An 11,754-nucleotide genomic window follows, 5' to 3' on the forward strand; every position below is an offset into this window, starting at 1 on the left:
GCAACCTGGCCACGGCATGCTGTCTCTTACGGGGACACAACAGCAGGAGGCGCATCATGGAGGCACAGGGAGTTCTCACCGGCCAGCTCAGGGTCGGCGACCAGATCGAAGCATGGCACAACGGCAAACTTTTCCACCGGGGGCGGGTGATGGACGTCGTCCCGGCCCTGGAACTGTTCTGGATCCTGGACGCGCGGACCGGCACGCGGAAGCTGCTGGACCCGGAGGCGCTGGAAATCCGGCACGTGGAGGAACAGGCCAAGCCGCTGGCCCCGGCCTGATTCCCGCCAGCACGGGGACCATCGCCCTCAGTGCCGCCGCCGCGCACGGCAGAAGCGGCCGGAGGTGTACATAAAATGAATCCATTGCGGCACCGCTGCGGCAGTACGGGCGCCATCCGCCCGCAACCACCACTAAGGAGCACACCGTGATTGGATTCATCGTTGCCGGCCTGATCATTGGGGCACTTGCCCGCCTGATCAAGCCGGGCAAGCAGAACCTGGGCCTGCTGGCCACCCTCCTGCTGGGCCTCGTTGGCTCGGTCATCGGCGGAGTGGTCGCATCATTGCTGGGCACCGGCGATATCTTCGAGCTGAACTTCGTGGGCTTCATCGTGGCTGTCATCGCCGCGGTGCTGCTGGTGGGAACAGCCGAGGCTGTTGTGGGACGCAGGAACTCAGTGCGCCGCTAGGCGCGCTGTCTGCGGCTCAACCAAACGCGGGGCCGCTCCGCACCCATCCGATGATTCGGGAGGGTGCGGAGCGGGCCCCGCGTTGCTGTTGGTGGAGGTGGTGTCAGGTCCGGTCCTGGTACACGTCCGGGATGCCGTCCTGGTCCGCGTCCACTTTCTCCCGCTCTTCCTCTGCGCGGTACTGCCGGTTCCTTGTAGTCAGTACCGCCGCGGCCAGCAGCGCCGCGAGCACTGACGCGGCCAGGATGCCCACCTTGGCGTGGTCATCGTGCAGGCTCCCCTGCCCGAAGCTGAGCTCGGCCACCAGCAGTGACACCGTGAACCCGATGCCGGCCAGGAGGGCCACGCCAAAGACGTCGATCCACTTGAAGGACTTGTCCAGCTCCGCCCGGGTGACCTTGGTCAGCAGCCAGGTGACACCCAGGATGCCGATCGGCTTGCCCACCACCAGGCCCACGATGATGCCCAGCGCAACCGGGTCCGCAAGGGCCGAACCCAGCCCCTCCCAGCCGCCAACGGCCACGCCGGCGGAGAAGAACGCGAAGATGGGAACCGCCACGCCCGCAGAGATGGGCCGGAAGCGGTGTTCGAAGATTTCCGCCAGGCCGGGCCCGGCGTCCGGACCGCCCGCGGCCTGGGAGCGCAGGACGGGGACGGCGAAGCCCAGCAGCACGCCGGCCACGGTGGCGTGGATGCCGGACGCGTGGACAAGGGCCCAGGTGATCACGCCAAGCGGCAGCAGGATGACCCAGGCTGCGGAGGCTTTCATCCCGAAGAAGTGGCGGTATTTGTGCGCCAGGAAGGCGTAGAGGGCCAGTGGGATGAGGGAAAGGAGCAGCGGCGTGACGTCCAGGTCGCTTGTGTAGAAGAACGCGATGATGCTGATCGCAATCAGGTCATCCACCACGGCCAGGGTCAGCAGGAAGATCCGCAGGGCGCTGGGAAGGTGGGAGCCGATGATGGCCAGGACCGCCACCGCGAACGCGATGTCCGTGGCCGTGGGGATGGCCCAACCGCGCAGGGTCTCGGGGCTGGTGAGGTTGATGACAACGTAAATCAGGGCCGGTACCACCACGCCGCCCACGGCGGCTGCAACGGGCACGATCGATTTGCTGATCTGGCGCAGGTCCCCTGCCACGAACTCGCGCTTGAGTTCCAGGCCCACCAGGAAGAAGAAGATGGCCAGCAGCCCGTCCGCCGCCCACGCACCGAGGCTGAGCTCAAGGTGCCAGGGCTCGTAACCGAACTTGAAGTCCCGGAGGGCAAAGTAGCTGTCCGACGCCGGCGAGTTGGCCCAGATGAGGGCGATGACCGCGGCGGCCACCAGCAGGGCGCCGCCGACTGTCTCCTTGCGGAGAATCTCCCCGATGCGGAGCGCCTCGGCGTAACTGCCCCTGGAAAGAACGGTGGATTTCCCCTGCCCGGGCGGGGGTGTTGAGGGCGTGGTCTGGTTCATTGAGTCTCCTGGCATTTGGGGTCTACAAGACTATGCCGACCAGACTTCCCGGCGCACCTTCCGTCCATCCTACAGGGGGCGATTCCCTCGAGTTTCGTTATTGCTGCCACCAATGGCCTGTGTCCCAGTTCACTTTTTTCCCATCCGTAACAGCAGTGACACCGAATCACTCTTGTCCCTCACCTGGGACGACAACGTTACTTGTATGAGGAGACTGCTTTCCGATGAACAAGACACTCCGCTTCCTTGCCGTACCTACCCTGGCTTTGGGCGCCCTTGCGCTTTCAGGCGCCCCCGCCATGGCCCACGACGGGGCCGACCACTACCAGTCCACCCTGGGCCAGATCAACGGCAGCTCGGCCTCCGGCACCATCACCGTTGATGTCACGGGCAACCAGGCCCACGCCGTCCTCAAGGTCTCAGGCCTGGCCGCGACGTTCATGGACGCCCCCTACCCCCACGTCCAGCACATCCACGGCGGCGCCCAGGGTGTCTGCCCGGCCCCTTCCGCCGACAAGGACGGTGACCAGGTTGTCTCCACCACCGAAGGCGCACCGGGCTACGGCGGCATCGTCACCACCCTGTCCACCAGCGGCGATACCAGCCCTGCCGCCGGGCTTGACCTCAAGGTGGCCGGCCAGGGCGCAAGCTACACTGTGGACCGCACCTTCGAGCTGAACGCCGAAACAAAGGCCGCCCTGGAAGCAGGAACCGCCGTGGTTGTGGTCCACGGCCTTGACCCGGCAACGTTGAGCCCGGCCGGCGCGGCGGCCAAGAGCGATCTTGTCCCCGAACTCCCCCTGGCCGCCACGTCCCCCGCCCTGTGCGGAACCCTGGCCGCCGGACAGATGAAGATGCCCGCAGGCGGTGCCGACACCGGCCTTGCCCAGGAAACCGGCACCGACACCGGCGCCCTGGCTCTCGGTTGCGGCCTGGCCCTGGCCGCTCTCGCCGGCGGCGCTTACGTTGTTCGCCGCCGCAGCGCCGGATCCGCGGCCTAAGCCTGGGCTGACTGGATCATCACTGTGACAACCCTGAACTCCGGCCGCTGCGGGGGCCCCTGGGCCACCACGGCGGCCGGGCTTCTGCTCCTGCTGGCTTTGGGCGGCTGCGGCACCGCAGATTCCGGAGCGCCCGACGCCGGTGCCCCAGCTTCCGCTTCCGGCGCACCTTCCGCGGCGGCTTCCGCGGCACCCACCCCGGCCGCGGCCAGTCCGGCGATGCCGGCACCGGCCCTTTCCTCTCCGGCGCCTGCAGCAACACAGCCGGCAGTCCTGTCCCGGTCCGAGCCGGTGGTCCTGGAAATTCCCGCCATCGGCGTGCGGACCGATCTGCTCAAGCTGGGCCTGCGGGAGAACGGTTCGCTTGAGGTACCGCAGGACTCCGGAAGCGGCGCTCCGGCCAGCTGGTACAACGGTTCTCCCACCCCCGGCGAACGTGGACCGTCCGTCATGCTGGGCCACGTCAACTCTCCCAGCGGCCGTGGCGGTGTGTTCGCGGACCTCCGCAAGCTCACCCCGGGAGCCGAGATCAACGTCTCGCGAACCGACGGCAGCATCGCTGTATTCACCGTTGACCGCGGAGCCCTCTACAGCAAGAACGACTTCCCCACCCTGGAGGTCTACGGAAACACGGCAGGGCCCGAACTCCGGCTGATCACCTGCGACGGTTACGACCCCGCCACAGGGCTCTTCGATGACAACTACGTCATCTACGCCAAGCTCAACGCCTGACCTGCTTCCCGCCAACGCCCCATCGCACCAACGCCTAATCCCTCAGTAACCGAACAAACGGCCGCGAACCCGCACAGGGGTGCGGCCAGGACGGACGAGTCATGACCCACCGCGCCCCGCTGCTTGCTTCGCTTGCTGTCTCAGCCCTGCTGCTCTCCGGCTGCGCTGCTGCGGCGGGGTCCGTGGGAACGGCCCAGGCGCCGTCGTCGGACGCTTCCGCCCCGGCCGCGCCCGCTGCCGCAGCGCCTTCCATGCAGGGCGGCCACGCGGGACATCATGGCGGCGGCTCCCCCTCCCCGCGCGCTGCCGTCAGTGAACCCAGCGAAGCAGCGAAGATGGTGTGCGGTGATCAGCCGATGGACAGGCTAACGGCGATCCTGGACCTGGAGCAGGATCCGCACACCGTAAACAGCTGGGCGGACAGCACCTTCACGTGCACGTACCACCTGGACGAGGGTGCCCTTGAAATTTCCGTCCGGGAAGCATCGGACAAGGCGGCGGCACTGACGTACTTTGACGCCATGCAAGCGCTGGCGGTGGACGCGACGCCGATCGAAGGGCTCGCCAGCCTCGGCTTTCCCGCCTATGAAACCGCGGACGGATCGGCAGTGTTCCAGAAGGACAGCTTTGTGCTGCAGGTTGACGCCTCCGGCCTGCCGGAGGCCATGGGTCCGGATGGCATCAGCCGCAATGCGCTGGCCTACCAGTTGTCCACCACCATTCTGGCGTGCTGGGTGGAGCACCACTAACTGACGCTAGACAGCCCGCTTCCGTTGCGCCGCATTCCCCCGGCCTTCCATCTCAATGGCCTTCACTGCCGCCTGCAGGTACTTGCGCGACTCCGCCGAGTTGGCCAGCTGCACCAGCTCGGCGGCCACCACAACGAGCTTGACGTTGCGGTGGCTGCTGGTACTCACGAGCATCTGGAAAGCGTCCTCCGAGCCCATGTTCAGCTGGCCCATGAGGATGCCGCGGGCCTGGTCTATGACGGTCCGGGTGGACGTGGCTCCAATAACGGCGTCACGGGCGGTCTGCTCGGTTTCACGTTGAAGCGTTGAAGTGAGGTCGATCATGACGCCTTCAAGGGCGGAGACCCTCCCGCCCTCCACAAGGGCGTCACCGGTTGTCAGGACCCGCCGGGTCCGGCCCTGCGCATCGATGATGCGGTGGTACATGCAGAAATAGCCGCCGGTCCGGACAACCTGCGCCACAATTTCCTCGCATTTGGGCCTGTCCTCCGGATGCTTGTGGGAGAAGAGCAGCTCCAAGGTGGGGACAACCTCGCCCCGCCGGTAGCCGTGCAGCTGGAACATGGCCTCCGACCAGTGCAGCTTTCCCGTGGCCACGTCCGCGTGGAACGTCCCGGCAACGCACTGGTTATCCCCCAGCGCGCTGGAATAGGTATAAGGGCCGGTCAGCTCTGACACAGGGCCACCTCCATGTAGCGTCCAACACGTCCCCGGCCGTTGGCACAGTCCGCACTTGTTCCATTATGGCCGGGCAAGGCCCCCGGGCGTAAGGGACTATGGCCACTACCAAGGCGCCGGTACCCTCCGGGCGGCTCCGGCCTTGACGGACATACCCCCTAGGGGTATATTCAAGGTGTTGTCAGTGAAGTGGTATGTCCAGGCCGGTGCCCCGCACCGCCGTCACAGCCGTTCAACCCCAGCGCCTGCCCAGCAAGGAATCGTCCTTCACCAAGGAATGGAACTGACATGTTTGATAGCGAGAACCGCACCGAGCTCCCCCTGGCCTCCAGCGCCGGCTGCAGCTGCTGCTCCCCCGCAGGCCACGCGCAGAAGGCGCCGGCCGCCGTCGTACATTCCGACGCCGCTGCCCCCTCCCAGCGAACCTTCTCCGTCGAGGGCCTCACCTGCGGGCACTGCGTCCGGACGGTGGAGAAGGCCGTCTCCGCCCTTGACGGCGTCGAGTCGGCCTCCGTTGACCTGGTAGCCGGCGGCCGTTCCGGCCTGACCGTTGCCGGCTCCGTTTCAGACGCGGCGGTCCGCCAGGCCGTCACCTCGGCCGGGTACTCCCTGGCTGCCAACTGATTTTCCGCAACGGGGCTGTTGCCCCGGGTTGCGGCGCCCTCCAAGGAGGAACCGATGCAGGACCACCAGCACCACCATCACGACGACGAGCGCCCCTCACGCGGCACCCTCACCGAAACGGCGGCTGCTTCAGGCAGCGGGCACGATGGCCACGGCCACGCCGCGCGCCCTGACGACGACCATGCTATCCACACGCACGGGCAGCACGCCGGACACAGCACCGCCATGTTCAAGAACAGGTTCTGGCTGACGCTGGCCCTGTCCATCCCCGTGGTCTATTTCAGCCCCATGGTGGGGCACCTCCTTGGCTACATGGCCCCCATGTTCCCCGGGTCAACCTGGATCCCGCCCGTCCTGGGCACGGTGATCTTCCTCTACGGCGGCCAGCCATTCCTCAAGGGCGGCCTGCAGGAGCTGAAGGACCGCCGGCCGGGCATGATGCTGCTGATCGCCATGGCCATCACGGTGGCGTTCGCCGCGTCCTGGGTCACCAGCCTGGGGCTGGGCGGCTTCGACCTGGACTTCTGGTGGGAGCTCGCGCTGTTGGTGGCCATTATGCTTTTGGGCCACTGGATCGAGATGCGGGCCCTGGGTTCGGCGCAGGGGGCCCTGGATGCCCTCGCTGCGCTGCTGCCTGATGAAGCCGAACGCATCACGGACACCGGCACCGAAACCGTTCCCGTCTCCGAACTCCAGCAAGGCGACCTGGTCCTGGTCCGTTCCGGCGCCCGGATGCCTGCGGACGGAACGGTGGTGGAGGGGCAGGCCGAGGTCGACGAATCGATGATCACCGGCGAATCCAAAACCGTGCCGCGCGGCCCGGGCGACACCGTGGTGGCCGGAACCGTCGCCACGGACACCAGCGTCCGCGTCCGGGTGACGGCCGTGGGCGACGACACCGCCCTGGCCGGCATCCAGCGGCTGGTGGCCGAGGCACAGTCGTCCTCCTCCCGGGCCCAGGCCCTGGCCGACCGCGCCGCAGCCTTCCTGTTCTACTTTGCCGCCGGCGCGGGTGTCCTCACCTTCATCGCCTGGACCCTGCTGGGCAGCATCCCGGAGGCCGTCACCCGCACCGTGACCGTCCTGGTCATCGCCTGCCCCCACGCCCTGGGCCTGGCCATCCCGCTGGTCATCGCCATCTCCACCGAGCAGGCCGCCCGGGCCGGGGTGCTGATCAAGAACCGGATGGCGCTGGAGCGCATGCGCACCATCGACGTGGTCCTTTTCGACAAGACCGGCACGCTCACCACGGGCGCACCCGAACTGAAGGATGTGGCCGCCGTCGAGGGAGTGGACGCTGATGAGCTGCTGGCCCTGGCCGCCGCTGTTGAGTCGGACAGCGAGCACCCCGTGGCCCGTGCCATCGTCCGCGCGGCCCGGGAACGCAACCTCACCCTTCCTGCCGCCACCGGATCCACCTCACTGACCGGCCGGGGCGTGCGGGCCTCGGTGGACGGACGCACCGTGCACGTGGGCGGGCCCGCGCTCCTGCGCGAGCTGGGCGCCGTCGAACCTTCCGCCCTGGCCCGGTCCACCCGGGCGTGGATGGACCGCGGCGCTGCCGTCCTGCATGTCATTGACGACGACGGCCGCGTGCTGGGGGCGGTCAGCCTGGAGGACGCGGTGCGGGCTGAGTCGCGCCAGGCTGTGGCGGCCCTGCAGCACCGCGGGGTGAAGGTGGGCATGATCACCGGCGACGCCCGGCAGGTGGCCCAGGCCGTGGCCGAGGACCTGAACATTGACGAGGTGTTCGCCGAAGTGCTGCCCGCGGACAAGGACAAGAAGGTTGCCGAACTGCAGGCGCGCGGGCTGAAGGTGGCCATGGTGGGCGACGGCGTCAACGATTCGCCGGCGCTGGCCCGCGCCGAGGTGGGCATCGCCATCGGGGCCGGCACCGACGTGGCCATGGAGTCCGCAGGGGTGGTGCTGGCCGGAAATGATCCGCGCGCGGTGCTGTCCATGGTGGACCTCTCCCGGGCGAGCTACCGCAAGATGTGGCAGAACCTGGTGTGGGCCACCGGCTACAACGTCCTGGCCGTGCCGCTGGCCGCCGGTGTCCTGGCGTTCGCCGGGGTGGTGCTCTCGCCGGCTGCCGGAGCCGTCCTGATGTCCGTGTCCACCATTGTGGTGGCCCTGAACGCCCAGCTGCTGCGGCGGGTGAAACTCAACCCGTCCGAGGTACGTTGAAGGTACTGAACCCGGTCCGTTCCATCCCAGTCTGATTCAATCCAGTCCAGTCCAGCCTGATCCAATCCAGTCCAGCCCCGTCCACTGAAGGAGGAGGAACCAGCATGACCGCACGCGCCAGCGTCCTGCAGGCAGCCCTCCTCCGCGCTGGGCTGCTGGCTGTGGTTATGGCCGTCGTGGCCGGAATCTTCGGCATGCACGTCATGACCGCGGACCATTCCTCGCACGCGGCCCACGCGGACGTTGCCCTCGCTGCCGGGGACTCCGCCGTCGGGCATTCTCCCGGTGGGCACTCCGCGGCGGAACACTCCGCCGTCGGACATTCAGCCGGGCACACCGCCGTCGGATATTCCCATGCTGGACACGCAGCGATCCTGACGGATGCGGTAGGCGCGGCCTTCACCGCCTCCGCATCCTGCAGCGCAGGGTGCCCGGATGTGCGGGAAGAAGGCGCGTCCTGCACCCCGCTGGCGAAGACCGGATCGCTCGCGGCCGCCCCGCCCCCGGCAAGCCCCACCGCACTACTTGCACCGGTTTTTGGCACCCACTGGGCCGCCGGTTACTCCTTCGTCCCGCCAAGCAAGACGCCCTGCGAACTGTCCATCAGCCGAACGTAAACGGACTGCGCCGCGTGGCCTCCCACGCCTCCACAGGCCCAGTTCACCTACTTTCCTGAAGGACCATCACACAATGAACAGCAAGATCAAAGCCCTGTCCGTCGCCGCTGCGCTGGCAGCCTCACTTGGCCTGGCCGGGTGCGCCACCGATGCCGGAAGCTCCGGCGGAAGCACCATGCCCATGAACCACGGCAGCTCCGGCCCCGCGTCCAGCATGATGCCCGATGCCAGTGCCGGCCATAACCCGGCGGACATCGCCTTTTCCCAGATGATGATCCCGCACCACGCGCAGGCCGTGGAGATGAGCGACATGATCCTGGCGAAACCGGACATGCCCGCGGACGTCACCGCCCTGGCCACCAAGATCAAGGACGCGCAGGCGCCGGAGATCGACACCATGACCGGGTGGCTTGAGGACTGGAACGTGCCCGCCATGATGTCTGACCACTCCGGGCACGGCATGACCGGCATGGTTGATTCAGCGGGCATGGAGAAGCTGAAGGACGCCCAGGGAACGGACGCCGTCCGGCTCTTCCTGGAGCACATGATCGGACACCATGAAGGCGCGATCGACATGGCGCAGCAGGAAATCTCCGCCGGCAAGCACCCCGAAAGCATCCAGCTGGCCCGCGACATCATCACCGCCCAGGAGGCGGAGATCGCGGAGATGAAGGAGATGCTCGCCGGGCTCTAACCCTCCCCCACGACGCTCTCTCACTTGATGCACCAAATCGATGGACGCTCTATCACTTACGGCACCAAATCGATGGACGCTCTCTCACTTTCCTCAAGAAAGTGATAGAGCGTCCATCCGGAAACGGCGTTAAGTGAGAGAGCGTCCGGCTGGCCGGCGGCGCCTGTATCCAGGCGCCGCCGGCTTCACATGTTCGGGGCGAATTCCGACGCCGATAAACCGTGCGGTGAAGCGGCGCAGCAGCGGTGAGGCGATCCGGATCAGCACAACCACCCAGCGCGGGGCGAAGCTGTGGCCCGTGGCTGCCCTGGAGATGGCCTTATGCCCGTTGCGCTGGATCAGCTGCATGACTTTCACCGGCATCTCGCGGCGCCGCTGCACGGCCGCGAGCTTCTCCACCGGGGCCGCTCCGGCAGCCAGGTCACCCGAGATGGCGTTGAACAGTGCCACGGCGTCCTGGATGGCGAAGTTCACGCCGACGCCGAACACCGGGGACATTGCGTGGGCGGCATCACCGATCGCCATGAATCCGGGCCGGTACCAGCGCCGGAGCCGGTTGATCTGGACAGAGAGAAGTTTAACCTGCTCCCAGTCCTGCAGGGTGCCAACCACCGGCTGCAGCACGGGAGCCGCGCGCGTCAGCCGTTCACGGAGCGAGCCCAGCCCTGCAGCCCGGAGTTCGTCGAGTCCCCCTTTCTGGATGGCCATGCCCGACTGGTACCTGTCGCCCCGGTCAAGCGTGAGGACCATTCCGCGGGAGGAGATGTACCCGAGGGTTACGGGCGGCGGCGCGGGCGGTTTGGGAAGGTTGAACCACAGCACGTCGATGGGCACGCCGAACTCATCCGGAACCAGTCCGGCTGCAGAGCGCAGCACGGACGCCCGCCCGTCCGCGGCCACCGTCAGCGTGGCACGGATCTCGCGTCCGCCGTCGGGCGTTGCAACCCGCACGCCCCGCACCTGGTCCTGCTCCATGATCAGCGCGGTGGCCTCCGTATTCATGAGCAGCTCGAAGGTGGGGAAGGCTGCCGCCTCGCGGGCCAGGAAGTTCAGGAAGTCCCACTGCGGGGCCAGGACCAGGAAGTTGTCGGGGCCCCGGAGGGTGCGGAAGTCGGCCATGGTGATGCGCTGCCCTTCCACAACGGCGTCCAAGGTGGGCAGCCGAGTGAGAGGCAGCTGCAGGAATTTCTCCCGGAGCCCGAGCTCGCCAAGCAGGGTCACGGTGGACGGATGCACCGTGTCGCCGCGGAAGTCGCGGAGGAAGTCCGCGTGCTTCTCCAGCACGGTGACTTTCAGGCCGGCGCGCGCCAGCAGGTAGCCGAGCACCATGCCGGCCGGGCCGCCGCCGGCAATAACGCAGTCGCGTCCGGGCTGGTCTCCTGGACTCATCGTGCCACTCCTCCGTATTGGTGCCTGCCTCCATGGTGGACGCAGTGCCGCAGGAATGGTAGTAACGCGCACCGTTTCGCCGCAGGGAGTGAGAGAGCGTCCAGGGAAAAGCAGCGTCAAGTGAGAGAGCGTCCGGCGAAAAGCTGCGGTAAGTGAGAGAGCGTGCGGGTGTTGCGTGTTAAGTTGAAACGTGCGGGCCGGACGGTCCGCGCACCGGCTGGAAAGAGAAAATCCCCTTGGACACATCCGCACCAGTACGAATCCTCACCGTCTGCACCGGCAACATCTGCCGCTCTCCGGTGGCCGAGAGGCTGCTGCAGGCAGGCCTCAACCAGGCGGTGCCGGGCGGTTTCGTGGTCACCAGCGCCGGGACGCGCGCTATGGTGGGCGAGCCCATGCAGCCCATCTCAGCGGATATTGTGCGCACCTTCGGCGGGGACCCGGACAACTTCGCGGCCCGCCAGCTGACCCCGGCGATCCTGCGCGGCGTGGACCTGGTGCTCACCATGACCACCGGACACCGCGGCGAAGTGCTCCAGCTGGACGCCTCTCTCCTCAAGCGCACCTTCACCATCCGCGAGTTCGCCCGCATGCTCGACGTCCTGGACCAGCGCGCGGCAGCAACTGACGGGGGCGCGCCCCCTGCAGGAACGGCCGACGACGGCGACCGGCTGGCTGCCAACACAGCCTTCTGGAAGAGCCTGGCAGCGAGGGCCGCGGGGGTCCGGCATTTGTCCTTGCCTCCCGATGCAGGGGACAACGACATCATCGACCCCTACCGCCGGTCACCCGAGGTGTACCGGCAGATGGAGGACGAGCTGGCTCCGGCCATCGTCTCCATCCTCCGTCACGCGCGCCTGAACGTTCCCGCCTGAGCCGGCTTCCGCCGTCGTCATTTAACCTGTGGTTTTCTCTGCGGTTTTTCTGCGGATTCCC

Annotated in this window: 13 protein-coding genes; 10 read left to right on the forward strand and 3 right to left on the reverse strand. The window is 67.3% G+C overall.

Annotation, left to right across the window (positions count from 1 at the left end; genetic code table 11):
* The first annotated feature begins 56 nt into the window (after positions 1-56).
* Complete coding sequence (locus IEX43_RS18565; protein WP_188726999.1) at positions 57-281, forward strand: hypothetical protein; 225 nt, start codon at positions 57-59, stop codon at positions 279-281.
* A 146-nt stretch (positions 282-427) separates the two neighbouring features.
* A complete protein-coding gene (locus tag IEX43_RS18570; RefSeq protein WP_188813424.1) occupies positions 428-691 on the forward strand; it encodes a GlsB/YeaQ/YmgE family stress response membrane protein in 264 nt (87 codons plus the stop codon).
* Between the two features lie 103 nt (positions 692-794).
* On the opposite strand, the gene nhaA is transcribed toward IEX43_RS18570, so the two are convergent.
* Positions 795-2,147, reverse strand: a complete 1,353-nt coding sequence (nhaA, locus tag IEX43_RS18575; RefSeq protein WP_188813426.1) for a Na+/H+ antiporter NhaA — start codon at positions 2,145-2,147, stop codon at positions 795-797.
* Between the two features lie 224 nt (positions 2,148-2,371).
* Here nhaA and IEX43_RS18580 point away from each other — a divergent pair, with 224 nt between their 5' ends.
* The 3 genes from IEX43_RS18580 to IEX43_RS18590 all read left to right on the forward strand — a co-directional run bounded on the left by IEX43_RS18580 (position 2,372) and on the right by IEX43_RS18590 (position 4,629).
* Positions 2,372-3,148, forward strand: a complete 777-nt coding sequence (locus tag IEX43_RS18580) for a CHRD domain-containing protein (RefSeq protein WP_188813428.1) — start codon at positions 2,372-2,374, stop codon at positions 3,146-3,148.
* A gap of 24 nt (positions 3,149-3,172) precedes the next feature.
* Complete coding sequence (locus IEX43_RS18585) at positions 3,173-3,880, forward strand: class F sortase (protein ID WP_188813430.1); 708 nt, start codon at positions 3,173-3,175, stop codon at positions 3,878-3,880.
* A gap of 101 nt (positions 3,881-3,981) precedes the next feature.
* A complete protein-coding gene (locus IEX43_RS18590; RefSeq protein WP_188813437.1) occupies positions 3,982-4,629 on the forward strand; it encodes a hypothetical protein in 648 nt (215 codons plus the stop codon).
* A 6-nt stretch (positions 4,630-4,635) separates the two neighbouring features.
* Here the strand turns inward: IEX43_RS18590 and IEX43_RS18595 are convergent, their stop codons facing one another.
* Positions 4,636-5,307, reverse strand: coding sequence for a PAS and ANTAR domain-containing protein (locus tag IEX43_RS18595; protein WP_188813439.1), 672 nt, complete (start codon positions 5,305-5,307; stop codon positions 4,636-4,638).
* 288 nt (positions 5,308-5,595) lie between these two features.
* Between IEX43_RS18595 and IEX43_RS18600 the strand changes: the two genes are divergently transcribed.
* From IEX43_RS18600 to IEX43_RS18615, 4 genes are all read left to right on the forward strand, one after another.
* On the forward strand, positions 5,596-5,931 hold the full coding sequence (locus IEX43_RS18600) for a heavy-metal-associated domain-containing protein (RefSeq protein WP_188813441.1): 336 nt from the start codon (positions 5,596-5,598) through the stop codon (positions 5,929-5,931).
* 54 nt (positions 5,932-5,985) lie between these two features.
* A complete protein-coding gene (locus tag IEX43_RS18605) occupies positions 5,986-8,118 on the forward strand; it encodes a heavy metal translocating P-type ATPase (RefSeq protein ID WP_188813443.1) in 2,133 nt (710 codons plus the stop codon).
* A 104-nt stretch (positions 8,119-8,222) separates the two neighbouring features.
* On the forward strand, positions 8,223-8,735 hold the full coding sequence (locus IEX43_RS18610) for a hypothetical protein (RefSeq protein WP_188813445.1): 513 nt from the start codon (positions 8,223-8,225) through the stop codon (positions 8,733-8,735).
* Positions 8,736-8,808: 73 nt separating this feature from the next.
* Positions 8,809-9,429, forward strand: coding sequence for a DUF305 domain-containing protein (locus tag IEX43_RS18615; RefSeq protein WP_188813447.1), 621 nt, complete (start codon positions 8,809-8,811; stop codon positions 9,427-9,429).
* Positions 9,430-9,558: 129 nt separating this feature from the next.
* Here the strand turns inward: IEX43_RS18615 and IEX43_RS18620 are convergent, their stop codons facing one another.
* A complete protein-coding gene (locus IEX43_RS18620) occupies positions 9,559-10,818 on the reverse strand; it encodes an FAD-dependent oxidoreductase (RefSeq protein ID WP_188813449.1) in 1,260 nt (419 codons plus the stop codon).
* A 236-nt stretch (positions 10,819-11,054) separates the two neighbouring features.
* Here IEX43_RS18620 and IEX43_RS18625 point away from each other — a divergent pair, with 236 nt between their 5' ends.
* Positions 11,055-11,693: an arsenate reductase/protein-tyrosine-phosphatase family protein gene (locus IEX43_RS18625; RefSeq protein WP_188813451.1), complete on the forward strand. Its 639-nt coding sequence runs from the start codon at positions 11,055-11,057 to the stop codon at positions 11,691-11,693.
* Positions 11,694-11,754: the final 61 nt, after the last annotated feature.

Source organism: Pseudarthrobacter polychromogenes (genome assembly GCF_014644495.1).
GTDB classification, from domain to species: domain Bacteria; phylum Actinomycetota; class Actinomycetes; order Actinomycetales; family Micrococcaceae; genus Arthrobacter; species Arthrobacter polychromogenes.